Below are 23,772 nucleotides of genomic sequence, written 5' to 3' on the forward strand. Positions count from 1 at the left end.
CCGGCGCGTACGGACTCCTCGTCCTCACCGGCCTGCTCTACCTGGTCTTCTCCCTCGCCCTGCCCGGCACATTCCCCACGCTGGACACCCTCGACTCGATCCTGTCCACGCAGTCCATCCCGGCCGTCCTCGCTCTGGCCGCGATGGTCCCCATCGTCACCGNNGCCGGCCGCCTTCACCGACCTCTACGACTCCACCTTCCTCGGCCTCCCGGTCCCGGCCTTCTACGTCCTCGCCCTCACGGTCGCCCTCTGGGTGGTGCTGGAGCGGCTGCCGCTCGGCCGGTACCTGTACGTCGTGGGCTCCAACGCGCGCGCCGCCGACCTCGTCGGCATCCCGGTCCGCAAGTACACCGTGTGCGCCTTCGCCACCTCGGGGCTGATCGTCGGCTGCGCGGGCGTCCTGCTCGCGGCCCAGCAGCAACTGGGCAACCCGAGCGTCGGCCTCGACTATCTGCTGCCCGCCTTCGTCGGCGCCCTCCTCGGCGCCACCGCCATCCGGCCCGGCCGCCCCAACCCCCTGGGCACCCTGGTCGCGGTCGCCGTCCTCGCCGTCGGCCTCACCGGTATCGCCCAGTTGGGCGCCGAGTTCTGGACGGTCCCGCTCTTCCACGGCGGCACCCTGCTGCTCGCGGTCGGCCTGGCGGGCTACTCCGCGCGGCGCCGGCTGCGCACCGGGGCCGCCACGACCTCCGACGCCGTGGCCGTGACGCCCGAGGACGGCAGCCCATGAACCGGACCGCCCGCAGCGGCACCGAGCCCCGCACCCCTGCGCGAGGAGCGCCCGTGCACCACCACCGAACCCCCACCTCCGGCACCCGCACGGCCCGGTCCGCCGCCGCCCTCCTGCTGGCCGCGGCCGCCGCCCTGACCGGCTGCGAACGCGGTTCGTCGAGCGACTCGGGGGACTCACCCGCGACCGCGGACGGCTGTCCGGCGGTCCGCGCCAGGGCCGCGGACGCCGTCGGCGGGGCGGAGCGGACCGACGTCCCCTGGAACGGACCGACGACCGGCCCGAGGGCGGTAGCGGGCAGGACCCTCGTCTTCGTCGCGCAGACCATGACGAACCCGGGCGTCGCCGGGGCCGCCGACGGTGTACGGGAGGCCGCGCGGGTGATCGGCTGGAACGTGCGGGTGATCGACGGCGGCGGCACCCCGGCTGGCATCCAGGCGGCGATGAGCGAGGCCCTCGCGCTCCGGCCGTCCGGCATCGTCATCGGCGGCTTCGACCCCAACTCGACGTCGCAGCAGGTCGCCCGTGCGAACGCGGCGGACATCCCGCTCGTCGGCTGGCACGCGGTCGCCTCCCCCGGCCCCAGCAGGCAGCCCCCGCTCTTCACCAACGTGACCACCCGCGTCGAGGCGGTGGCCAGGATCAGCGCCCAGTGGGTCATCGCGGACTCCGACGGGAACGCCGGGGTCGTGGTGTTCACCGACGCCTCGATCCCCTTCGCCAAGCACAAGTCCGAGCTGATCAGAAAGGAGCTGGCCACCTGCCGGGGCGTACGGCTGCTGTCCTACGAGAACATCCCGATCCCCGACGCGAGCAGCCGTACGCCCCGAGAGGTGTCCTCGCTGCTCTCCCGCTTCCAGGACCGCTGGACCCACTCCGTGGCCATCAACGACCTGTACTTCGCCGACGCCGCCCCGGCGTTCCGCGCCGCCGGGCGGAAGGGCTCGGGTCCGCCCTTCAACATCGGTGCGGGGGACGGCGACCCGTCCGCCTTCCAGCGCGTCAACAGCCGCCAGTACCAGGCGGCCACCGTGCCCGAGCCGCTGTCCCTCCAGGGCTGGCAGATCGTCGACGAGTTCAACCGCGCCTTCTCCGGCAGCCCCGCCAGCGGCTATGTGGCCCCCGTCCACATCACGACCGCCGACAACAGCGAGGGCGCCACCACCTGGAACCCGTCCGGCTACCAGGAGGCTTACCGGAAGATCTGGGGCCGCTGACGGCCCGGTCGCGCGGACACGACGTCAGTCCTCGACGCGGAGATCGAGGTGGACGCGGTCGCCGTCGAGGGTGATGCAGCCCTCGCCCTCGGCGTCCGTGTGGACGCCGGTTCCGCCGGCGATGGACGTCTCGGCGGTGGCGGCGCACCGCGCGCCGGCGTCACCGGCGAACTTTCCTTCGGGGTGTACAGCTTCAGATGGGTGACCCGGCTGTCGCCGGGCTCGACGTGCCGGGGCTCCTGTCGACGGCCGTGACGCCGGTGAGTCTGACGCGCACGACGTCGCCGTCCCCGGCGTCCACCACCGCGGTGGCGGCGAGCGGCGAGCGGCGAAAGGGCGAGGACGGCGGTCGGGGCGGCGGCGGTCACACCGCGACGGACGGGGGAGGAGCGCATGAGTTCTCCCTCGGGTCGGCTTCGGGCGCCCCGGCGACCGTGGCACCGGCGAGCCACTCCAGGCCCCGCTCGCGGCGATGCGCGTCAGGCGCCGATCCTGGCGGCGATGATCGGTGCGAGACGGTCGGCGATGACACGGTGGCCCCGGTCGTTGGGGTGGACCGAGTCGGTGAGGTCGCCGGAGCCCAGCCATCCCGTGGTGTCCACGAAGGAGAGCCGCGCGTCGCCGCCCGCGACCGCCGCGCGGACGGCCGCCTCGGTCTGCGGCACGTACCGGCCGCGGAAGGTCTTCAGGGCGAAGATCCAGGCCTGCGGATACGCGGCGCGGACCTTGCGCAGCAGACTGGTGTACGCCGACTGGAACTCCGTCGAACTCACGCCGTGCCCCACGTCGTTGGTGCCGAGGTTGATCACCACCGCGTCGGCCCGGTACCGGGAGGGGTTCCAGTCGGGGGTCGCCGCGTTGGGGTTGAGCTTCCCGAACTGCCGCTCCAGCCCCACGCAGCCGTCTGCCGTGGCGACGAGGCAGGCACCGCCCTGGGCGATCTGGGTGTGTTCGGTGCCCAGCCGCTCCCCGATCAGCCACCCGTAGGCGGTGCGGGCGTTCTGCGAGGTGGTCGTCCCGACGGTGATCGAGTCGCCGACGAACTCGATGAGCCTCCCCGGCGCGGGCGGCGCGAAGGTCGTCGCGCCGCTGTCGAGCACCAGGCCCTGGAACACGGCATCGCCCCGGTACGAGCCCGCGACGACCTGGTAGTTGACCTGGAGGGTGTGCCGGCCCGACGACAGCGGAGCCGGGGTGAGGTTCACGGTTCCCTTCACGTCGTCGTAGAACTTCACCGGGCCGTCGTCGATCCGTGCCCAGAAGTCGATCGTGCCGCGCTGCCTCAACTGGACCGTGCGGCCGGTGAAACCGACGCGGTAGTACGCGCCCGCCCAGTACGGCGTGTACGCGGTGGCCGAGCCGGTCGTGTCCCAGCGGCCGACGAACGTGATGTTCGGGTCGCCCGGCTGTCCGGGAGCGGCTGCCTTCGCGGAGGCAGTGGCCGTGCCGCTCAGGGCCGAGCCGATGACGGGCGCCAACCGGTTCGCGAACTTGGTGTGGCCGGCCTCGTTGGGGTGCCCGTTGCCGTCCTCGTAGTCGGCGCCGTCGCTGAGCCAGCCGGTCGTGTCGACGTAACGGACCCTGCCGTCACCTGCGTTGACGCGGGCGGTGACCGCGGCCCTGGTCTCGGGGACGTAGCGCTTCTTCAGGGTCTGGACGGCGAACAGGACCGCGTTCGGGTACTTCGCCCGGACGTCCCGCAGGAACGCGGTGTACGCCGACTGGAACGCGGCGCCGGACACCCCGTGCCCGATGTCGTTGGTGCCGAGGTTGATGACGACCGCGCTCGCCCGGTAGCGGGAGAAGTCCCAGTCAGCGCCACCGGTGCTGGCCGTCCGGAAGAACTGGGTGCTCAGCCCGGTGCAACCGGACCGCCCGACCAGGCAGTAGCCCGCCCGTGCCACCTGGGTGTGCCGCATCCCGAGTCGCTCGCCGGTCTTCCAGGCGTACGAGTCGAGTGCCAGCCGGTCGGTGAGGGCGCCCGCGGTGATGGAGTCGCCGACGAACTCGATCAGGCCCGAGGGCGCGTTCGGGGCGACCGTGCGGGCGCCGGGGTCGAGGACCAGGCCCTGGAAGACGGTGTCACCGGACCGGTAGGTGATCCGCAGGGTGTGGGTGCCCGGCGGCAGCGGCTGGGGCGTGAGGTTCACGGTGCCGCGGACGCCCGCGTGGAAGACGTCGGGGCCGCCGTCGACGCTCGCGTAGAGGTTGACGGCGTCCCTCGCCCGTACCTTGACCGTGGTGCCGGTGAAGGACGTCTGGACGTACGCGCCGGTCCAGTTGGCCACGGCCGTGGTGCCCGAGGCAGTGTCCCAGCGCCCGACGTAGGCGATGTTCGGGTCGGACACGGAGCCGTCCCCGGGCGCCGCGTGCGCCCGGCCGACGACGGTCAGGGACAGCAGGCAGGCGACGAGAACGGCGGTGAGCGCGGCAGCGAGGGCCCGCGCGGACCTGTGGGGGGAGGTGTGCATGGGGATCCTTTCTCACCTGATGCGGGAGCGCTCCCATGTACAGCTTCACAACAGAAGCAGTGAATCGATTCATGGTCAAGGGTCCGCACAGGAGCCCCGGTGGCCGGGCCGCGACCTCCGGGTTTCGGTCCTGACCGAAAGGGAGGGCGGATGTGGTCCGCGGGTCGGCAAGCTTCGGTTCGACAAGCTTCGGTTCGGCACTCGGTGCGGGACTGAAATGAAACGAAAGGGCACACTCGACATGCGCATGGGACGCGGAAAACTTCTGGCCACGGCCGGCACGGCGATCGCCGCCGTGGCGGCGCTTCTGGGCACGGCGACACCTGCGAACGCCGCGATCCACCAGTGCCAGAGGTCCGGCAGCTGGATTCCCTGCACCACGGTCACCGGTATCGACCCGGGCTCGTATCTGCTGGTGCGCCGGGGCCCCGGCTACGGCTACGACTCCATCGAGGCCGCCTACAGCAGGCTGTACAACGGCAACGAGGTCGGCCTGTCCTGCTGGACGCTCGGAGACGGGGCCTACGACAACGCCAACTACCGCTACTGGATGTCCATCGAGCTCCCCAACAGTCGCTGGGGCTACGTCAACGACTGGTACCTGAACACGGGCAACCCCGACGTCTGGAAGCAACAGATCCGCCAGTGCCCCTCCTGATGGTGGTCACGCCTTGTCCTCTCCTCACGTCCTCACGCGAAGGTCGATGAAGACATGCCTTGCACTGCCTCCACCAAGGCCACCGCGGGCCGCAGACACACAGGTCTCCTCGCCACGGTCACGGCGTTCCTCTCCCTGACCCTCGTCGGCGCCGTGTTCTCCCCTTCGGCCGCTGCCGCACCGGCACACCCCGACGACCCCTCGGCCGCCGCGCGCACCAGCGTCGTCGTGCCCGCCGGTGTCACCGCCGGGGTCGCCGTCTACGACCGGCAGGCCGGCACCTTCACCGAGCAGTTGAACCCGGGCATGCAGTTCCGTTCGGCCTCGATCGTCAAACTGCTGATGGTGCTGGACTACTTCTGGAACCGGGACCCCGGCTCCCCTGTCCCGGCCGCCGACCGTGCCTGGCTGGAACCCATGCTCCGCAGCAGCGATGACGACGCGGCCAATGACTACTGGTCGAACCACGGCTATACGTCGATCGTCACCCGGATGCGCCGCAACCTCGAGTTGAGCGACACGGAGCCCCCTGCCAACCCGGATTTCTGGGGCTACACCGCCATGTCGGCCCGCGACACGGTGACGGTCTACCGCTACATCCTGGAGAAGGCCCCCGCGTCCGTACGCACCTTCATCATGGACAACCTGCGTCAGTCGACCCGCTGCGCGTCGGACGGGTTCGACCAGCACTTCGGCATCGCCGGCGCCTTCAACCGGCCCTGGGCCGTGAAGCAGGGCTGGTCGGGCAGCTCGTACCCGGAGGGCACGTGCGGCCCCGCGAGCACGGTCTCGGCCGGGACGGCGGCCGAAGCCGATCCCGTCGCAGAAGCCGATCCCGTCGCCGCGGCCGTGGATCTGACCCACCCGGTTCTGCATTCCACCGGCACCGTCGGGACCGGGGACCGCTCCATCGTGGCCGTCCTCACCCAGCACGAGGCAGGTGCTTCCTACGGGAAGGCGTACACCGACATCGGTCGTCTGACCCGTTCGCTGAATGTTCCCGGTGGCGTTCCGCCGACCGGAAAGTGGTACGGAACGTGGAGCTCGCAGGTCGCCGTCCGGAGCGAACCGCGCATCGGGAACAACGTGCTGACCCGACTGCCCGCCGGGGTGGAGGTACTGGTGGGCTGCCAGAAGAAGGGTCAGACCGTCTCCGTACCCCCGTACACCAACGACTGGTGGGCGTATCTGCCCCAGTACGGCGGCTACATCTCCAACATCTACATCAGCCATCCGGACAATCAACTGCCGGATGTCCGACTGTGCTGAAGCCCCCGGAAATTCAAGGGACATGAGCACACGACCAGGAACGCGACGATCGGAAGGGGACACACAGGATGCCCGAGACGAACAGCGGCGGCCGCCGCAGGACGCTGGCGACGGCGTTCGCCGCAGCCGCCTTCGCGACGGTCTTCACCGTGCAGGGCGCTTCCCCCGCCCATGCCGCCAGCCCTTATGACGGCGCCGATCCGGCGGCCACCGGCTGCGCCTCGAACGCCAAGACGCTCGCCTCCGCGCCTCTCTACCTGATCGGCACGACCCGTCAGGTCGGCACCATCGAGATGCGCTACAGCAACACCTGTCTGACCCAGTGGATTCGCGTCCGGTCCGACAACACCAGTTGCAGCGGGCATCCCTGCCGCAACGACGCGGAGATCACCCGCCCCGCCGGTGCGGACGGCCCGGCCCTGACGGTGGGCCGCGGCAACGTGGCCGCAGGCGAGCCCTATCAGTGGAGCCTGATGGTCTACACCCCCAACACCCGCTCCTGCGGGACCGGCAGCGCCGACACGGGTGGCAACGCGGGCTACCCGTACGGGGAGTGGGGGCGCCAGATCTGCGGCTGAGCCCTGTGACGGGTCTCCCCGGGCCGGAGCAAGGGCGCGGCGTCGCCGCCCGTGGTCGCGCCGGCGGCCCCGGGCGGCGTTCGCGCCGGCGGCGCCGCGGGTGGGGCGCACGGATCACGGGGTGACGGGGTGGCCACCGTGGTGGGTGAGCCGAGTTGGGCGTCCTTCCGTATCTCTCCAGGGATAGAGTCCTCGGGTTCGGTGATCACAAGTGCCGGGCGTGGAGAGTCAGTCGACCGGCCGGATGCGGCCGAGGCGGGGGGAACGCCGGTGGGTGGTACGGGAAGGCGGCGTGCCGGGATCGGCAGCGGGGGGACGCGGCTCACACGGCGGGGCAGGATCGTCGGCTGGGTCGCGGGCGTGTCCGCGGTGGTCGTGCTCGGTGTCGCGGGGGTCGGCGCCTGGGTGTACAAGGACCTCGACGACAACATCACGGCCGCCGACGTCGACGACAAGCTCGGCGGGAACCGTCCGGTGAACCTCAGCCCCGGCTCCAAGAACATCATGGTCGTCGGCTCGGACAGCCGAGACGGGAAGAACGCCAAGTACGGCCGGGACCTGACCACCATGCAGTCGGACACGCTGATGGTGCTGCACATCCCCGCGAACCGGAAGTGGGCGACCGTCGTGTCGTTCCCCCGCGACTCGTGGGTCGAGATATCGGCGTGCGAGAAGGGCGACGGCGGCACCTCGGGCCCGCACCGGGCCAAGATCAACGAGGCGTTCGCGATCGGCGGCTCCACCGGCGAGGTCGCCGGCGCCGCCGCCTGCTCGATCCGGACGGTCGAGGCCAACACCGGGCTGCGCATCGACCACTTCATGTCCGTGGACTTCTCGGGCTTCAAGGGGATGGTCGACGCCCTGGAGGGCATAGAGGTCTGCCCCGAGCAGGCCATCCACGACGAGAACGCCCTCCTCGACATGGAACCCGGCTGCCAGACCGTCAAGGGCGAGACCGCCCTCGGCTACGTCCGCACCCGCTACGCCGTCGGCGACGGCTCCGACATCGGGCGCATCGGGCGCCAGCAGGAGTTCATGGAGGCCCTCGCCGCCAAGGCGAAGTCCAAGCTGACCAGCCCCGGCGCGCTGTACGACTTCATGCAGTCCGCCACCAAGTCCCTCACCACGGACAAGGATCTCGCGGGCATCGACCCGCTGTACGACCTCGCCTCCGAACTGAAGGGCATCCCCAGCGACCGGCTGACCTTCCTGACGGTCCCCAACTACCCGCGTGAGGCGGACGTCCCGAGCGACCGCGCCAACGTGGTGTGGCAGTACCCGTACGCGGCGGACCTGTTCACCTCCCTCGCCAAGGACCGCGAGGTCGAGAAGAAGCCGTTCCAGACCCGGGCCAAGGAGGGCCTCGTCTACGCCTCGAACGTGCGGGTGCAGGTCCTCAACGGCACCGGGGTCACGGGGCGCGCCGCCGCCGTCGCCGAGAAGTTGCGCGCCGCCGGGATCACCGTCGTCGGCACGGGCAACGCGCCCGAGACCACCGCGAAGACGACGGTCGCCTACCCGCCGGACCTGGCGAAGCAGGCGAAGGTCCTCACCTCGCGTCTGCCCGACGTCCGGGCCGCCGAGGACGCGGGCGCCGCGCAGGGCGTGGTCACCCTCGTCGTCGGAACGGACCTCGACCCCGCCACCCTGCGGTGACCCGGACGGGCAGGGGTCAGCTGCCGGTGAGGCTGATCGCCAGATCCGTGATGTTCAGCGGGAACTGACGGATCGGGGTCGCCTGGCCGGTGAGGAGTTCGACGGTGTAGAGCGTCGGGTTGCTCGCACCCGACGGGGTGAGGGAGGCGAAGGCGGCGTTGTCGACCGTCCGCCCGCCGCTGAGCGTGCTGTAGATGTCCATGCCGGCCTTCAGCTGGGCGTCGACGCCGAGGCTGCCGGTCGGGGCGAGCGTGCCGTTGTTGGCGGGGGACTGGATCACGACCTGGTCGGTGTTCGTGTTGACGTCGAACAGGGTGGTCGCGGTGGCCGCGTTGAGGTCGTTGTTCGTGTACGCGGCGGCGGTGACGCCCTTGGTCGTGCCCTCGACCGGCGGGGTGGTGAGGTTCAGGTCCTGGATGGTCGAGTGGTCGTTCAGGTTGTGCCGCAGGTTCTGGCCGTTGTCGCTGATCACCCGCAGCCGGTCGGCCGCCGGGTTGAAGTCGACGCCGAACGTGGTGCCGTGCAGCGCGTACTGGAGCTGGGACACCTTGGTGACCACGACGTCCTGGGTGGCCGGCGGGGTCTTGATCGTGTAGATGCCGCCCTTGTTGCCGACGCCGTACAGCAGTCCGTCCTGCACCCGGAAGTCGATGCCGACCAGGGCCGTGTCACCGCTGAGCCCGGTGACGGTCCTGACCCAGTTGAGGACGTCGGGGCGGTCGGTGGTGAACGTGGCCATCAGCGTGCCGTCGCCGGTGATCCCGAACGCCCGCAGGCTGGGGACGGCGGCGGGGGCGGCCGAGGCGGACCCCGGAGCGCTCAGCAGAAGCGCCGTCGACGTGGCCATGACCGCTGCCGCCGCCGCGATTCTCTTTCGGATACTCGCTTTCACGGTGTGTCCCTCCCGTTTCGGTAGTCCGCCGGCGCCCGGCGCGCAGGCTGAGAGATTTCCGGGCCGAATCCCGTATTGATTCCCCCGGTGATTGCGGGGCGCGGGCCGGAATCGGTCCCCATTAAGCCGACTTCACAGTGCCTCCACAAGTGGAGTCGATGGGCGAGAACGCCCTGATCCGGGAATTTTGCGCACTGTGACAAAAGCGCCGCAGGTATCCCGACATCGGTTTTGCGCACAGTGATGAAGGGGTCCGGAACCGGTCTGTCGGCCGGTTACGGCGGAATGGGATGCTCCTGCCATGGGGAGCCTCTTCGCCGAACTGGCCCGGCAGGCGTCGACCAACGCCCGCCGGGAGGTCGAGACGTACGCACGTGAGATTCCGGAGTTCGCGATCCTGGACACGAACCGGCGAGCCAGGGCCGAGACACTGGACTACGCGGTGTGGCTGCGTCGGCGTACCGTCGAACTCTCCCCGGACAACGACGAGTTGAGCGACACCGACCTCGACTCCATCACCTTCATGGGCGAGGTGCGGGCCGATGCGGGAATGTCACCCTCTTCGCGACAGCAAGTACTGCACCTGCACACCGCGCTCATGCTGCGTGAGATCAACGAGGCGATCGAGGCGCAGCGCGGCGGCGGAGTGGAAGAACTCATGCGGATGATGAGCTGGTTCGCCCCGCAGGGAGAGCGGGGAATAAGCGCCTACCGGCAGGGATTCGTGACGGTGATGCGGCGCCGTTTGCCGTACGTCGAGCAAATCGACCTGCTGGCCCGGTCACTGCTCACCGGTGATCCCATGGCGGCCGAACTCGCCACCGTCACGGGTACGGAACTGCCCGAATTCTGCGCGGTGACCGTGATCCGGGCCCCCGGCGGCCCCGCCGACGACAGCGCCCTGGACCCCGACATCGAGATACTGGTGAAAACCCACCGGGTTCTGGTCGCCCGGTCCACGGACGACGGTGAAAAGGACGGTGAACTGATCGTCCTGGTGCCGTTGTCCCGGGACCTCGCCGAGACCACACCGGCGCACTCCGTGCCCGACCTCGTCGCCACCCCCGTACGGGACCTCGCCCGGGCCCTCGGCCGGCCCTGCGCCGTCGGCACCGCCGTCGCGCCGGTCGGCGAGCTGGCCGACGCCCTCGACCGGGCCCGGCGGGTCAGTCGGGCTGCCCCGCTGCGCCCGGTGTCCGAGCGGCTGCGGCCGTACACCGTGGCCGATGTGTTCACCGAGGTCGCCGTCGCGGACGTACCGTTCGTCGACGACTGGCTCCGCGCGCTGGTGGGACGGCTGGAGCCGGGCCCCGACCTCCTCGTCACCCTCGACGCGTACTACCGCCACGACATGCACCGCGGCGCCACGGCCGCCGCCCTCAACGTGCACACCCGCACCCTGGACTACCGCCTGCGCCGGGTACGGGAACTCACCAACATCGACCCCGGCTCCACCCGGGGGGTCCGCGTCCTCAGCTCGGTCGTCACCCGGTGGCTGTCCGGGGCATGGGACTGAGCCGCACCCTCCGGACAGGGAGGCCGCGCTCCCGTGGGCGCCCCCGATGAGGCAGTCTGGGGCGGTGAGCAACTCCAGTGACTCCCTTTTCATCAAGATCTGCGGGCTGCGGACCGAGGAGGACGTCGACGCGGCCGTCGAGGCGGGCGCCGACGCCATCGGATTCGTCCTCACCGCCAGCCCGCGCCGCGTCGACGCGGCCACCGCCGCGCGGCTGTCCCGCCGGATCCCCGAGCACGTCCTCACCGTCGGAGTCTTCCGCGGGGAGAGCCTGGACGACGTACGCTCCCTGGCCGCCGAGTCGGGCATCCGCGCCGTCCAGCTGCACGGGTCGGAGGACCGCGGCTACTACGACGCGCTGGCGGCGGACGGCCGCACGCTGATCCGCGCCGCCGCGTTCGGCGACTCGGTGCCGCGCTGCGGCGAGATGGGCGAGGACATGCTGCTGCTCGACGCGCCCGTACCGGGCTCCGGCATGGCCTGGGACTGGTCCCGGATGCCGGTGGCCGACCCCGGTGACCGGTGGCTCCTCGCCGGGGGCCTGACCCCCGACAACGTACGGAACGCCGTCGACACCGCCCGGCCCTGGGGTGTCGACGTGTCCAGCGGCGTGGAGCGGAGCCGAGGCGTCAAGGACCCCGCCCTGATCACCGCCTTCGTGAAGGCCGCCCGCGGCGGGCGGTGACCCTCCGGCCCCGAACGCGGCGAGCACCGCCGACGTGCGGTGTTCGGCGCGTTTCGAGGGTCCCGCACGTGCAACCCGGTGGGTGTACGTGCGGAGCGCCGCGCGGTGCCGAGGGCGCCGCGCGGACGGGACCCACTTGGAGGAGCCATGGACCACTCGCGGGTACCCGTGCTGGAGGCGCTGCAGGAGTTCCGGCGACGCGGCGACACGGTGTTCGGGCCGCCCGGACACCGGCAGGGCCGCGGTGTGGACCCGCGGGTCGCGGAGATCGTCGGGCTCGACGTCTTCCGCTCCGACGTCCTCTCCCTCAACGGGCTGGACGACCGCCGCCAGTCGCAGGGCGTCATCAGCCAGGCACAGGAGCTGATGGCCGACGCCGTCGGCGCCGAGCACGCCTTCTTCTCCACCTGCGGCAGCTCCCTGTCGGTGAAGACCGCGATGCTCTCCGTGGCCGGCCCCGGCGAGAAGATGCTGCTCTCCCGCAACGCCCACAAGTCCGTGATCGCCGGCGTCGTCGTCAACGGGGTCGAACCGATCTGGGTCCACCCCAGGTTCGACGCCGAACGCCATATCGCCCACCCCCCGGAGCCGGACGACGTACGCCGCCGACTGGAGGAACACCCGGACGCCAAGGGCATGCTGCTGATCACCCCCACCGACTGGGGAACCTGCGCCGACGTCCGGGGCGTGGCCCGGGTGTGCCACGAGTACGACGTCCCCCTCATCGTCGACGAGGCATGGGGCGCCCATCTGCCGTTCCACCCCGCGCTGCCCGTCTGGGGCATGGACGCCGAGGCCGACCTGGTGGTCACCAGCGTCCACAAGATGGGCGGCGCCGTGGAGCAGAGCTCCGTCTTCCACCTCCAGTACGACCGGGTCTCCCCGGAGGTGCTCAAGCAGCGCGAGGACCTGCTCGGCACCACCAGCGCCTCGTCGCTGGTGTTCGCGACGCTCGACGGCTGGCGCCGCCAGATGGTCCAGCACGGGCACGACCTGCTGGAGGCGGCGGTGCGCCGCGCCCAGAGGATCCGGGCCACCGCCGGTGACCTGCGCGGCCTGCGGCCGATGGGCCAGGACGTCGTCGACGAGGGGCTCGCCGCCGAGTTCGACCCGCTGAAGCTGGTCATCGACGTACGGGAACTGGGCATCAGCGGCATGCAGGCCGCCGAGTGGCTGCGGACCCACCGCCATGTGGACGTCGGCGGGTCCGACACCTGCCGGATCAGCGCCTCCATCACCCACGCCGACGACGACGAGACCGAGAAGATCCTCCTCGACTCCCTGCGCGCCCTCGTCGAGAGCGCCGACACCGTCGAACGGCAGCCGCCGGTCCATCTGCCCGAGGCGTCGGCGCTGGAGCTGGAGCAGGCGATGCTGCCGCGCGACGCGTTCTTCGCCGAGGTCGACCATGTGCCCGCCGAGCGGGCGGCGGGCCGGGTCGCCGCCGAGATGATCAGCCCGTACCCGCCGGGCGTCCCCGTGATCGCCCCCGGCGAGGTGATCACCGACGAGGTCCTCGACTACCTGCGCAGCGGCGTCGAGCACGGTGTCCTCGTCCCGGACGCGGGCGACCAGTCGGTCAGGACCCTGCGGGTGGTGGCACGGCACTGACGACGTGGCGCGGGGAGACCGGACGCCCCTCCGGGAGACCGGGCTGAACTCCGCGCCGGGAGGCCGAACTGTCCGGTGGGCACGGGGCGCCGCGCCCTTTCGCGACGCGTGACCCCTTTGTCGTGTCCGTGTCCGTGAAATCCGGCCACCCGTCGTTCTCCGCGGGGTTGGCCTGGGGTAAGGTCCCCACCGGTTCCGGCTACCGACTGAAGGTGCGCCGGTACGGGGAGTGTCGGAGGGGCGGCATGGCGGTGGAATCCCAGACGGGCGAGGGCGGGTCCGTGGACGCGGACGACCGGCGGTTGGAGGCGTTGGATCCCCAACCGCTGCTGACCCGGGACTACGAGATGCGCCCGTCCCTGGTGTACGAGCGGCTGCGGCAGCGGCACGGCGCGGTCGCGCCGGTCGATCTGCTGGGCGTCCCCGCCTGGCTGGTCCTCGGCTACAAGGAGTCCCTGGAGGTCCTCCAGGACGACGACGGCTGGCCCAAGGGCCTGGAGAACTGGCGGGCCCGCTCGGAGGGCCGGGTGCCCGCCGACTGGCCGCTCGGCCCCTCCCTGGAGGTCAACCACGTACTGATCCAGGGCGGCGCCGGGTACAAGCCGCTGCGGACCGCGTGGGACACCGCGCTCCGGCCGTTCCAGGACCCGCGCCACGCCCAGGCCAAACGGCTCAAGGCGGCCGTCACCGCCTGCGCCGATGACCTGATCACCCTGGTGGGCCAGGCCGGCGGCACGGGCCTGGCGGACCTGTCCGCCCAGTTCTCCCGGCCGCTGCCGCTGATGGCGGCCAGCCACCTCCTCGGCTTCCCCGGCTCCCAGGGCGACGACGCGCTCATGGACATGTGGCGGGTGCTGGACGCCGGCCCGGACGCCGAGCCGGCCCTCGAACGCCTGCTGGCGGCCCTCGCCGACCTGGCGGCGCAGAAGCTCGAGAACCCCGGGGACGACTTCCCCTCCTACCTCCTCGCCGCGCACCCCGGCCTCACGCTCGACGAACTGGCCCGCGAGCTGTTCATGCTGCTGGGCATGACCTCCGACCACGTCGGCATCCTCATCTCCAACACCGTCGTCGAGGTCCTCTCGGGCGAGGGCAGCATCCGCGCCAGCCTGTCCGCCGGCATGGTCCGGGAGACCATGAACCGGGTGGTCATGCGCAAGCCGCCGCTGGTGAACTTCGTCCCGCGCTTCGCCGCCAAGGACACCCCGCTCGGCAACTACACCATCCGCGCGGGCGACCCGGTCTGGGTCTCCTCCGCCGCCGCGCACGCCGACCCGGTCTTCGCCGGCCACGCGGCGACGAACACCACGGTCAGCACCCGCGCGCACCTCTCCTGGGGCGCAGGCCGCCGCCAGTGCCCCGCCCGCGAGCTGGCCTCCACCATCGCGGCAGTCGGTGTAGGCCGCCTGTTCGAGCGGTTCACCGATCTGGAGCTGGCGCTGCCTGTCGACCAACTCCCTTGGCGTTCCTCGCCGTTCATGCGCGGCCTGCGCTCACTGCCCGTCCGCTACACCCTGGCCCCGACCCCCGAGCCGTCCACGGCCGAGCCCGCGGAGACGGACCTCGCGGGGGAGACGACGACGGAACCGGGGGTGGCCGGGTCGGCGGCACGGGACCGTTCCGCGCGGCAGCGTTCGTCGCTGTGGCGTTATCTGACGGGCCTCATCCGCACCGGCCGCTGACCGCGGTTCAGTCCTCGCCCGTGAGCAGCCGCCGCGGATTGGCGATACGGAAGGCGTACGCCGCCGCTCCCCCCAGGCCGAAGCCGGGATGGAGCGGCGGCTCCGCGTAGGGCCGGTCGGAGCCCTGGACCACCGCGTCCACCCCGAGGGCCCGCACGACCGAGTCCACGGCGGTGGGGCCGTACGACGACGTCTCCACGAACACCCGCCTGTCCGTTGCCGCGAGGCTGGCGTCACCGCGGGCGGCGAAGCGCTCCCCGTGCAACGGCGCCAGCCCGGCCAGCAGCGCGAAACAGACCCGCAGCCGGGGATGACGGGGCCGTCCGAAGGCACGGAAGGCGAACCAGGCGGCGTGCATCTGCTGCACGTACGGGACCATCGCCGGCCACCAGCCCGGCCCTTCGGCGCCCGCCTTCCCCGCCGGGCCGGGATGCACGAACAGCGGGAGGTCGCGGTCCTCCAGCAGGTCGAGCAGCGGGGAGCAGCGCGCGTAACCGGCCGCGTCGGCGAGGGCGTCGGCCGGTAGTTGCAGACCGGCGAACCCGCCCCGGCCGAGGTCCTCGGCGGCCGCGGCCGCGTCGACGTCCCGTACGCAGGCGGCGGCCCACGCCCCGAACGGCTCGGGGAGGGCGGCCACGCCCTCGTGGTAGGCGTCGAGCAGGGGGCGCGCCTGCTCCCCGGGCAGCCACTCGACGCCGAGCGGGGAGGACAGCGAGACGAGGGCCCGGCCCAGGCCGTCGGCGGCGGCGAGCTCCGCACGCCGGGCGATGTCATGGGCGGCGGGCGCCACCTCGTAAGGAGGCTCCCCGTCCAGGAACAGGGTCCAGCCGTCCATGAACGGCGGCTCCCGGCGGGACCGCAGGGCCGCCACCAGCGAGGGGGTCCACAGATGCTGGTGCACGTCGACGTTGGTCATGATGACTCCAGGAAAGCACGGCCGCCCGGCGTGCGGTCGTGGCACACGAAAGGGAATATAAGCCGCTGGATCCCCATGTTCCGGACGTCCCCGGACCGGCATCGTGTGAACGTAACGTGCCGTTCATGAAAGTCCATTGACTGTCATTCAGTCACGGACAACTGTGCATGAGCATATGCAGTCGGGTGAGGGGCACTCTTGATCAGATTCGACGCGGTGAGCAAGAAATATCCGAACGGCACGACAGCCGTCGACGAGGTCACGGTGGAGCTCGCCGAGGGCGCCATCACGATCCTCGTCGGACCCTCCGGCTGCGGCAAGACCACCACCCTCAGGATGATCAACCGCATGGTGGAACCCACGGCGGGCACGGTCAGCCTGCGCGGCCGGGACATCCGCGAGGTCGACGCGCCCGAGCTGCGCCGGGGCATCGGCTACGTGATCCAGCACGCGGGACTCTTCCCGCACCGCACGGTCCTCGACAACATCGCGACCGTGCCGCTGCTCCTCGGCTGGGGCAGGAAGAAGGCGCGGGCCAGGGCGGCCGAGCTGCTCGAACTGGTGGGGCTGCCCGCCGAGATGGCCAAGCGCTATCCCAACCAGCTCTCCGGCGGCCAGCAGCAGCGCGTCGGCGTGGCCAGGGCACTGGGCGCCGACCCGCCGGTGCTGCTCATGGACGAGCCGTTCAGCGCGGTCGACCCCATCGTGCGGGCCGAACTCCAGACCGAGTTCGCCCGGCTCCAGAAGGAGCTGCACAAGACGATCGTGTTCGTCACCCATGACATCGACGAGGCGATCAGACTCGGCGACCGCATAGCCGTGTTCCGCGACGGCGGCAGGCTCGCCCAGTTCGACACCCCCGAGCGGTTGCTCGCCGACCCCGCGGACGACTTCGTCGCCGGATTCGTCGGCCAGGACCGGGGCATCCGCCGGCTGTCCTTCGTGCAGGCCGCCGGACTGCCGCTGCGCGAGGGCCCGGTCCTGCCGGTCACCTCGCCCGTGACCGCGGCCCGCGCCCTGGACGAGCCCTGGGTGCTCGTCGTCGACGACGCGCGCAGGCCCCTCGGCTGGACCCCGGTCGCCGACCTGCCGGGCAGCGGCACCCTCGCGGACGCCGCCCTGGTGCCGCTCGGCCACACCTTCAGCCTGGCCGGGGACTCGGCGCGGGCCGCCCTCGACTCGGCGCTGCTGTCGCCCGCCCGGCTCGCGGTGGGCGTGGACGCCGACGGCGCGGTCGTCGGCGTCGCCGACGCCTACGAGCTGACCGCCGGGGCGGCACCCGCGAGCCGTACGGACGCGGCCGTGAGGACGGACGCGTCCGGGAGCCCGGTGGCCGCCGACAGCGCGGGCGGTGACCGATGAGCGACGGGGAACCGCTGGTCCGGTGGCAGTGGATCGCCGACCACACCGCCGAACTGGCCGACCACACCGCCCTCCACCTGAGACTCGGTCTGCTGCCGGTGCTGTTCGGGCTGCTCGTCTCGGTGCCGCTGGGCATCCTCTGCCACCGCAGGCGCCGGCTCTACCCGCCGGTCCTGACCGTGGCGAACATCCTGTACTCGATCCCGTCGCTGGCCCTGTTCATGGTCTTCGTCCGGTACACGGGGCTGACCGAACAGACGGTGATGATCCCGCTGACGCTGTACACCCTGTCGGTGCTCGTGCCCAACGTCGTCGACGGTCTCGCCTCGGTCCCGGAACCGGTCCGGCTCGCAGCGACCGCCATGGGCTTCGGCACCGTCCGCCGTGTCCTCCAGGTCGAACTGCCCATCGCCGTGCCCGTCGTCATCGCCGGCGTGCGCGTCGCCGCGGTCTCCTCCATCAGCCTCGTCGCCGTCGGCCAGCTCATCGGCCAGGGCGGCCTCGGCTACTACATCACCCGCGGCCTCCAGCTCGACTTCCCGACGCCGATCGTCACCGCCATCGCGCTGATCATGCTGCTCGCGCTCGCCACGGACGCGCTGCTGGTCCTCGCGCAGCGACTGCTCACCCCCTGGTCCCGGAGCAGGGTGACGACGGCATGAACGACTTCCTCAACCAGATCCGGCTCGTGGCGGACTGGCTGACCTCGTCGGCGCAGTGGCACGGCGACGAGGGCATCCCCGCACGACTCGTGGAACACCTCACCTACAGCGGTCTGTCCCTGCTGTGCGCCGCCCTGATCGGGCTGTCGGCCGGGCTGCTCGTCGGACACACCGGGCGCGGGGCGTTCGCCGTGGCGAGCGTCGCCAACCTCGCCCGCGCGATCCCCACCTTCGGCCTCGTCGTCCTCGTCGTGACGCTCGCCGGGCTCAGCACCGCGCCGGTGCTTGTCGCCCTGGTCGCGCTCGCGGTGCCGCCGATCCTCATCAACACCTTCGAGGGTGTCCGGGGCGTGGACCCGGCCGCCCGGGACGCCGCGCGCGGTGTCGGCATGACCGAGTGGGAGGTCCTGGTGAAGGTGGAGGTGCCGATGGCGCTGCCGCTGATCCTGCTGGGCCTGCGGGTGGCCGCGATCCAGGTCGTGGCCACCGCGACCGTCGCCGCCTATCCGGGGCTCGGCGGCCTCGGCCGTTTCATCGTCGACGGGCTCGCCCGCAACGACTACGAGCTGGTCATCGGTGGCTCCGCGGTCGTGGTCGCCCTGGCGCTCGTCGTGCAGGCCGCGTTCACAGCGCTGGGGCGGGCAGTCGTGTCACCGGGGTTGAGGGTCTCGGCGCCGAAATCCTGAACTCCGTCGGTCTCCCGGACTCCGTCGTCGTCCCGCACTCCGTCGGTCTCCGGGACCCCGGCGTTCTCCAGAACTCCTCCGTTGTTCCGCGCCCTTCGGGCCATGAGAAAGGAAACATCCATGCGAGGCATGTACCGAGGCGTCGCCTTCGGCCTGATCACCGCCCTGTCCCTCACCGCCTGCGGCAGCGAGGGCGGCAGCGACGACAATCCGCTGACGGGCGACAGCGGTGGCGGCGGCTCCTCCCTGGTCGTCGGCTCGGCCAACTTCCCCGAGAACCAACTGCTCGCCGAGATCTACGCGCAGGCCCTGGAGGGCAAGGACCTCAAGGTGACCCGCAAGTTCGACATCGGGGCCCGCGAGGTCTACTACGACCAGATCGTCAAGGGCGGTATCGACGTCTTCCCGGAGTACAACGGCGCCCTGCTGTCGGTGGCCGTCGACAAGAACAGCACCGCGACCGGCACCGAGGAGATCAACGCCGAACTGAAGGCCAAACTCCCGAAGTCCGTGGAGATACTCGACTCCGCCGCGGCCGAGGACAAGGACTCGGTCACGGTGACCGCGAGGACGGCGAAGAAGTACGACCTGAAGACCCTCGCCGACCTCAAGCCCGTCGCGGGCGACCTGACCCTCGGGGCCGGTTCGGAGTTCAAGACCCGCACCCAGGGCGGGGTGGGTCTGAAGAAGGTCTACGGCGTGGAGTTCGGCAAGTTCCAGCCGCTCGACGCGGGTGCCCAGACCACCCTCGTGAAGCTGCTCAAGGACGACAAGGTGCAGGCCGCCAACCTGTACACCACCGACCCCGCCATCATCGAGGACAAGCTGGTCGTCCTGGAGGACCCGAAGAACCTCTTCTCGTCGCAGAACGTGACGCCCCTCGTGTACAAGAAGGCCGTCGACGCCAAGGCCAGGGAGGCGCTCAATGGGGTCTCCGCGAAGCTCACCACCGAGGACCTGCTGGAGATGATGAAGAAGCTCGTCAACGACAAGGAGGACGCGAGCGTCGTCGCCGAGGAGTGGCTGAAGAAGTCCGGCCTCACCGGCTGACCGTCCGGCACCCCCGCACCCTCCGCGGGGGGTGCGGGGCCGCCATGCCGGGCCGGCGTGCGGGACGGTCGGTCCGGGCGGGCCCACCAGACGGTCGGTCCGGGCGGGCCCGCGGGACCGTCACTCCGGGCTGCGCAGTGCGGACCAGGTCTTGCGGTTGACGACACCGTTCGCTTTCAGTCCCACGGCGTTCTGGAACTCCTCGACGGCGGCCTCCGTCCCGCTGTCGAACTCGCCGTCCGTGCTGACGCCGTATCCGCGCTTGCTCAGGATGCACTCCACCTGGAACACCCGCTTGCCGCTGTCGCCGAGACGGGTGCGGCCGTTGCCCGAGTAGTACGTGCAGTCCGTGAGCCAGGCCGGATCACCGGAGTCGGCCGGCGGGTCGCTCGGGGTCGGTTCGGGATCGTCCGGGGCGTCGGAGCCGTCGTCGACCGGGGTGTCCGGTTCGGTGCCGTCGGTCCGGTCGTCATCGGCGGGCGCGGAGGCGTCGGGGCGTGCGGACGTACCGTCGATGGCCGCGCTGTCGCCCTTGTCCTTGCCCTTGTCCTTGCCGGACACCTCCGTAAGCGAGGAGCCGTGGCCGTCCGGAGCGGGTGCGCCCTTCGACTTCCCGGACGTCGACGGGGAGACCGCGTCGTCGGGCGCGCTCTTCCCGGTCGACCAGGTGCCCGCCTCCGGGGTGGTTGCCCCGGAGCTGTCCGGGGGGGTGAGGACGAAGACGCCCGCGGCCACCGCGCAGAGGGCGACGCCCGCGCCGCCGACCGCCAGCGCCCGCTTGCGGCGCGTCCGGGTGGGCGCCGCCGAATCTAACGCCGCCCGGCCGCCCGTGGGGGCGGGGGCCGCCTCCCGCGAGGGTCCGGCGGAGCCGGCCGCGGTGGGCCGGGGCTCCTCGGCGGCGGGCCCGGTCTCCTCGGCGGCGGGCGCCGGTGCCCGCTCCTCCGCGTCGTCGGCGGCCGGGAAGACGGGCGCCTGGACGAGGGGCAGCCGGCACAGCGCCTCGTACGCCTGCTGCCGGACGAGCACCATGCCGCCCAGCGGCTCCGGCCAGTCGACGGTGCCCGACGGGCCGGTACGGGACCCCGCCGTCCGGACCAGGTCCTGCGGTGTGGGCCGGCGTCCCGGCTCCTTGGCGAGGCACGACCACAGCAGCGTGGCGAGGTCCTCGTCGGACTCGGCGAGCTCCCGGATCACCTTCGCGTTGGGCTCCTCGAAGGCGACCCGGTGCATCACGTCGACCCCGGTGCCGTCGCCGAACGGGGCGGTGCCCGTCGCCGCGTAGACCAGGGTGCAGGCCAGCGAGAACACGTCCGAGGGCGTTTCGCACTCACCGGTGCGCAGGTACTCCGGTGACATGTAGGCCGGCGTGCCCACCCGGTTGCCCGTCCCCGTGATGGCGCTCGCGTCGGCGGCCTTCGCGATGCCGAAGTCGATGACATGGGCGCGCCGGGCGGAGACCAGGACGTTGGAGGGCTTGAGGTCCCGGTGCACGATGCCCGCGTCCGAGAGGTCGGCGAGCGCCTGCCCCAGCTCCGCCAGGAGCCGCCAGACGGCGGCGGTCCGCAGCGGACCCTCCTCGTTCACGGCGTCCGCGAGATCGACACCGGGCAGGTACTCGGTGGCCATCCACAGCAGTTCGTCCTCGAACCCCGTGCCGCACAGCTTCGGCATGTGCGCGGTGCGGACCCGGCCGTGCACGGCCGCCTCGCGCTCGAAGCGGCGCCGGAACCGGACGTCCTCCGCGTACTCGGGCCTGATCACCTTGACGGCGACGAGCTCGGGCCCGCCGTCCGCGGGGCGCCCCAGATAGACGCGCCCCATACCCCCGCTGCCGAGCAGCCCCAGCGACACATACGGGCCGATACGGCCCGGGTCGCCGGGGCGCAGAGGAAGGGCGCCCGTCTTCCGCAGCGCCGGAGCCTCGTCTGCCGTCGAGCGCGGTGGCACCGGCCGCTGGTCTGACACAACACCCCCGAAGTCACTTTCCGCGTACGTCAGTTCGCTTTCGGAAGTCGAGGCTAGCTCAGCCGGGCGTCATGTACGCGGTTTCTGTCACTTCCGTATCACTGTCGTGCCCGAACCGACAGGTCCGGTCCGAAGTACGGTGCCCGTCGGGTCGGTGAACGGCTCGACCCGCACCCGCGCCGGGCCGAGCACGGAGGGAACCGTGCCCTCGACCTCGGCCGGCGTGGTGCGGGAAACGCTTCGACGCCGGGGTGGGAGCAGGACCCGCTGCGGGCGCCCGCGATAATCGCCGGGCCCCGCTTGACGGAACCACCCGGAGGTCCTCTTGTCCCCGCTCCACGATTTCACCACGTGGGAACCGCTGCTGAGGGTGCTGCGGGACGGAAACGAGCGGGCGGCAGCCGGCCACCAGGTGGCCGGGCAGATCAGCCGGGGCGCCTGGAGCGTGCCCGTGCGGCGGCCCGCCCCGAAGCCGGGGCGGGCGTCCCAGGTCGAGGACATGCAGGAAGAGTTCGACGCGGTACGGCGGATCCAGGACGCCCTCACCGACACCGGCATCGACGGCGTCTCGTTCACCGCGGCGATCGCGCCCACCGGCACCGCCGTGCTCCGGCTGCTCGGACCCAGCCCCGCCGTGGAGTCCGGCGTCGGCAGCCCGCACCCCGGCTCGCTGCTCCTGGTCGAGGGCGCCCTCCCGGAGCCCTGGCGCCGCCTGCCCGACCCCGTCCCCGGCGCCGCCCCGGCCCCGACCGCGGACCTGGAGCTACTGGAGCGGAAACTGCGCGAGCGGATGCCCCGAGCCATCGGCGCCACGGACGAGGAGATCGCCGCCGCCGAGAAGCGCCTCGGCGTCGCCCTGCCCGACGAACTCAAGGTGCTGTACCGGGTGACGCGGGCCCGCCGGCAGGACCACGGCGACGACCACGCGGCGGCGGAGCGCGAGTACGGTGCCGTCGGCTGCGAGCTGTTCTCCCTGGACGACCTGTACGTGGCCGACGTGGCCTCCCGCCCCTGCCTGTGGCGGTTCGCCGCGAAGGAGGCGGTCGTCACCCCGCCCGACGCCGCGGTGCAGGGACTCGTCGGCTCGCCCGGCTGGATCGCCTTCGGCGACAACGGCGGCGGCGACCGCCTCGCGGTCGACCTGACCCCCGGACCGGGCGGACACATCGGGCAGATCATCATCCTGAGCCATGAGGAGAACATCGGCGCGGGCCTGGTCGCCGACTCCCTCACCGAGCTGGTGCTGCGCGGGCCCCGGCAGGACCGCCGCCGTCGAGCCGACGACGGGCCGCCCGCGGTGGCCCACGTCAACTTCCGCGGTGTGCCGGGTGTCGAGGCCGCCGCCCACCCCGGACTGGAGGTCCTCAGCATCGGTATCTGGCATGACGAGCCGCTCAGTCTCGCCCCCGTCGTCGGGCTGCCCCGCCTGCGCACCCTCGCCGCCTACCCCGGCACCCTCGCCGACCCGCTGGAGATCAGTCGGCTGACCGGGCTGGAGTACCTCCGGCTCTGCCCCGAGGACTGGCGCGTCCTCCTCGACGCCGGGACCGTCCCGCGCACCCTGCTCGCCGCCTCCGTCGAGCCCCGCCACGACGCCGACCCGCTGCCCGTCGTCGACCTCGCCAACGAGATCCTCGCTCTCTGGAACCGTCCGCCGATCATTCGGACCCGCGTGGAGGGAGACATCGGGCCGATCGGCCGGGACACGGTCTGAACGTCCGTGTCGCAGGCCCCTCCCTCCAGGGGCGTCCGGGTGTCACCGTGCTCGGCTAGAGTCTCGGCTCATCCTCGGGCGGACGTGCTGCCCGCGGCCGTGCGCTGGGGGTTGACGGCACCATGGAGCCCGACAGAACGGAACTGCCCGGTTACGAGGTCCAGGAGGTCCTGGGCCAGGGCGGGTTCGCCACCGTGTACCGGGCCCGGCAACTGGCCGTCGGCCGGGAGGTCGCGCTGAAGGTGGACAGCCGGGTGCTGTCCTCGGCGCGCGACCGGCAGCGCTTCCTGCGGGAGGTCACGGCGGCAGGGCAGCTCTCCGGGCACCCGCACGTGGTGCCCGTGTACGACGCCGGGGTCCTCGCGGACAACCGCCCCTACATGGTGCTGGAGTTGTGCCCCGGCGGCTCCCTGGGCGACCGGCTGCACCGGCAGGGGCCCCTGCCCCTCA

General features: G+C 71.8%; 19 protein-coding genes and 2 pseudogenes. 17 read left to right on the forward strand and 4 right to left on the reverse strand.

From position 1 onward, the window contains the following. The 3 genes and pseudogenes from AOK15_RS46435 to AOK15_RS02370 all read left to right on the forward strand — a co-directional run. Nucleotides 1-162, forward strand: a pseudogene (locus AOK15_RS46435) (ABC transporter permease); the annotation flags it as partial. Between the two features lie 2 nt (nt 163-164). Next, nucleotides 165-732: pseudogene (locus AOK15_RS02365) on the forward strand (ABC transporter permease); the annotation flags it as partial. Between the two features lie 53 nt (nt 733-785). Further along, on the forward strand, nt 786-1,949 hold the full coding sequence (locus AOK15_RS02370) for a substrate-binding domain-containing protein (RefSeq protein ID WP_055512197.1): 1,164 nt from the start codon (nt 786-788) through the stop codon (nt 1,947-1,949). A gap of 479 nt (nt 1,950-2,428) precedes the next feature. On the opposite strand, the gene AOK15_RS02380 is transcribed toward AOK15_RS02370, so the two are convergent. After that, entirely contained in the window at nt 2,429-4,420 is a 1,992-nt protein-coding gene (locus tag AOK15_RS02380; protein ID WP_055512201.1) for a GDSL-type esterase/lipase family protein, read from the reverse strand. Between the two features lie 247 nt (nt 4,421-4,667). Here AOK15_RS02380 and AOK15_RS02385 point away from each other — a divergent pair, with 247 nt between their 5' ends. The 4 genes from AOK15_RS02385 (at nt 4,668) to AOK15_RS02400 (ending at nt 8,581) form a co-directional block, all read left to right on the forward strand. Next, on the forward strand, nt 4,668-5,078 hold the full coding sequence (locus AOK15_RS02385) for a hypothetical protein (RefSeq protein WP_157870147.1): 411 nt from the start codon (nt 4,668-4,670) through the stop codon (nt 5,076-5,078). 54 nt (nt 5,079-5,132) lie between these two features. Continuing rightward, nucleotides 5,133-6,347 carry a hypothetical protein gene (locus AOK15_RS02390; protein ID WP_055512206.1) on the forward strand — a complete coding sequence of 405 codons (1,215 nt, stop codon included), beginning with the start codon at nt 5,133-5,135 and terminating at the stop codon, nt 6,345-6,347. A gap of 68 nt (nt 6,348-6,415) precedes the next feature. Continuing rightward, on the forward strand, nt 6,416-6,925 hold the full coding sequence (locus tag AOK15_RS02395; protein WP_055512208.1) for a DUF2690 domain-containing protein: 510 nt from the start codon (nt 6,416-6,418) through the stop codon (nt 6,923-6,925). 270 nt (nt 6,926-7,195) lie between these two features. Beyond that, the gene (locus AOK15_RS02400) at nt 7,196-8,581 is read left to right on the forward strand and encodes an LCP family protein (protein ID WP_205632068.1); all 1,386 of its coding nucleotides are present in this window, start codon (nt 7,196-7,198) and stop codon (nt 8,579-8,581) included. Nucleotides 8,582-8,597: 16 nt separating this feature from the next. On the opposite strand, the gene AOK15_RS02405 is transcribed toward AOK15_RS02400, so the two are convergent. Then, entirely contained in the window at nt 8,598-9,428 is an 831-nt protein-coding gene (locus AOK15_RS02405; protein WP_055512213.1) for a DUF4394 domain-containing protein, read from the reverse strand. A gap of 346 nt (nt 9,429-9,774) precedes the next feature. Between AOK15_RS02405 and AOK15_RS02410 the strand changes: the two genes are divergently transcribed. The 4 genes from AOK15_RS02410 to AOK15_RS02425 all read left to right on the forward strand — a co-directional run bounded on the left by AOK15_RS02410 (nt 9,775) and on the right by AOK15_RS02425 (nt 14,967). Further along, nucleotides 9,775-10,989: a PucR family transcriptional regulator gene (locus AOK15_RS02410; RefSeq protein WP_055512215.1), complete on the forward strand. Its 1,215-nt coding sequence runs from the start codon at nt 9,775-9,777 to the stop codon at nt 10,987-10,989. A gap of 46 nt (nt 10,990-11,035) precedes the next feature. Next, complete coding sequence (locus tag AOK15_RS02415; protein ID WP_055512217.1) at nt 11,036-11,674, forward strand: phosphoribosylanthranilate isomerase; 639 nt, start codon at nt 11,036-11,038, stop codon at nt 11,672-11,674. Between the two features lie 147 nt (nt 11,675-11,821). Next, complete coding sequence (locus tag AOK15_RS02420; RefSeq protein WP_055512219.1) at nt 11,822-13,285, forward strand: aminotransferase class I/II-fold pyridoxal phosphate-dependent enzyme; 1,464 nt, start codon at nt 11,822-11,824, stop codon at nt 13,283-13,285. Nucleotides 13,286-13,530: 245 nt separating this feature from the next. After that, a complete protein-coding gene (locus AOK15_RS02425) occupies nt 13,531-14,967 on the forward strand; it encodes a cytochrome P450 (protein WP_055512221.1) in 1,437 nt (478 codons plus the stop codon). 7 nt (nt 14,968-14,974) lie between these two features. Here the strand turns inward: AOK15_RS02425 and AOK15_RS02430 are convergent, their stop codons facing one another. Then, nucleotides 14,975-15,883, reverse strand: coding sequence for an amidohydrolase family protein (locus tag AOK15_RS02430; protein ID WP_055512223.1), 909 nt, complete (start codon nt 15,881-15,883; stop codon nt 14,975-14,977). 198 nt (nt 15,884-16,081) lie between these two features. Between AOK15_RS02430 and AOK15_RS02435 the strand changes: the two genes are divergently transcribed. The 4 genes from AOK15_RS02435 to AOK15_RS02450 all read left to right on the forward strand — a co-directional run bounded on the left by AOK15_RS02435 (nt 16,082) and on the right by AOK15_RS02450 (nt 19,643). Continuing rightward, nucleotides 16,082-17,245, forward strand: a complete 1,164-nt coding sequence (locus AOK15_RS02435; protein WP_055512225.1) for an ABC transporter ATP-binding protein — start codon at nt 16,082-16,084, stop codon at nt 17,243-17,245. Beyond that, nucleotides 17,242-17,907, forward strand: a complete 666-nt coding sequence (locus AOK15_RS02440) for an ABC transporter permease (protein WP_055512227.1) — start codon at nt 17,242-17,244, stop codon at nt 17,905-17,907. Before AOK15_RS02435 ends, AOK15_RS02440 begins: the two co-directional genes overlap by 4 nt. Then, nucleotides 17,904-18,593 carry an ABC transporter permease gene (locus tag AOK15_RS02445; protein ID WP_055512229.1) on the forward strand — a complete coding sequence of 230 codons (690 nt, stop codon included), beginning with the start codon at nt 17,904-17,906 and terminating at the stop codon, nt 18,591-18,593. The genes AOK15_RS02440 and AOK15_RS02445 overlap by 4 nt, the downstream gene beginning before the upstream one ends. A 129-nt stretch (nt 18,594-18,722) precedes the next feature. Then, nucleotides 18,723-19,643 (forward strand): glycine betaine ABC transporter substrate-binding protein, encoded by a 921-nt coding sequence (locus AOK15_RS02450; protein ID WP_079058258.1) that lies wholly within the window; start codon nt 18,723-18,725, stop codon nt 19,641-19,643. A gap of 120 nt (nt 19,644-19,763) precedes the next feature. Here AOK15_RS02450 and AOK15_RS02455 read toward each other — a convergent pair whose 3' ends face one another. After that, on the reverse strand, nt 19,764-21,608 hold the full coding sequence (locus AOK15_RS02455; RefSeq protein ID WP_055512233.1) for a protein kinase domain-containing protein: 1,845 nt from the start codon (nt 21,606-21,608) through the stop codon (nt 19,764-19,766). 325 nt (nt 21,609-21,933) lie between these two features. On the opposite strand from AOK15_RS02455, the gene AOK15_RS02460 reads away from it, so the two are divergent. Then, nucleotides 21,934-23,322, forward strand: a complete 1,389-nt coding sequence (locus AOK15_RS02460; protein WP_055512235.1) for an SMI1/KNR4 family protein — start codon at nt 21,934-21,936, stop codon at nt 23,320-23,322. Between the two features lie 122 nt (nt 23,323-23,444). Continuing rightward, nucleotides 23,445-23,772, forward strand: a 328-nt coding sequence (locus tag AOK15_RS46440) for a protein kinase domain-containing protein (protein ID WP_240508271.1), incomplete at its 3' end; no start/stop codon positions are given.

The organism is Streptomyces ossamyceticus, from assembly GCF_001418475.1.
Lineage (GTDB): Bacteria > Actinomycetota > Actinomycetes > Streptomycetales > Streptomycetaceae > Streptomyces > Streptomyces ossamyceticus.

Excerpts from the sequence above, each read along its gene's own strand:
- AOK15_RS02415 (WP_055512217.1), top strand. The coding sequence starts at position 11,036 with ATGAGGCAGTCTGGGGCGGTGAGCAACTCCAGTGACTCCCTTTTCATC.
- AOK15_RS02430 (WP_055512223.1), bottom strand. The coding sequence starts at position 15,883 with ATGACCAACGTCGACGTGCACCAGCATCTGTGGACCCCCTCGCTGGTG.
- AOK15_RS02450 (WP_079058258.1), top strand. The coding sequence starts at position 18,723 with ATGTACCGAGGCGTCGCCTTCGGCCTGATCACCGCCCTGTCCCTCACC.
- AOK15_RS02425 (WP_055512221.1), top strand. The coding sequence starts at position 13,531 with ATGGCGGTGGAATCCCAGACGGGCGAGGGCGGGTCCGTGGACGCGGAC.
- AOK15_RS02390 (WP_055512206.1), top strand. The coding sequence starts at position 5,133 with ATGCCTTGCACTGCCTCCACCAAGGCCACCGCGGGCCGCAGACACACA.
- AOK15_RS02395 (WP_055512208.1), top strand. The coding sequence starts at position 6,416 with ATGCCCGAGACGAACAGCGGCGGCCGCCGCAGGACGCTGGCGACGGCG.
- AOK15_RS02440 (WP_055512227.1), top strand. The coding sequence starts at position 17,242 with ATGAGCGACGGGGAACCGCTGGTCCGGTGGCAGTGGATCGCCGACCAC.
- AOK15_RS02405 (WP_055512213.1), bottom strand. The coding sequence starts at position 9,428 with ATGGCCACGTCGACGGCGCTTCTGCTGAGCGCTCCGGGGTCCGCCTCG.
- AOK15_RS02380 (WP_055512201.1), bottom strand. The coding sequence starts at position 4,420 with ATGCACACCTCCCCCCACAGGTCCGCGCGGGCCCTCGCTGCCGCGCTC.
- AOK15_RS02445 (WP_055512229.1), top strand. The coding sequence starts at position 17,904 with ATGAACGACTTCCTCAACCAGATCCGGCTCGTGGCGGACTGGCTGACC.
- AOK15_RS02410 (WP_055512215.1), top strand. The coding sequence starts at position 9,775 with ATGGGGAGCCTCTTCGCCGAACTGGCCCGGCAGGCGTCGACCAACGCC.
- AOK15_RS02420 (WP_055512219.1), top strand. The coding sequence starts at position 11,822 with ATGGACCACTCGCGGGTACCCGTGCTGGAGGCGCTGCAGGAGTTCCGG.
- AOK15_RS02385 (WP_157870147.1), top strand. The coding sequence starts at position 4,668 with ATGGGACGCGGAAAACTTCTGGCCACGGCCGGCACGGCGATCGCCGCC.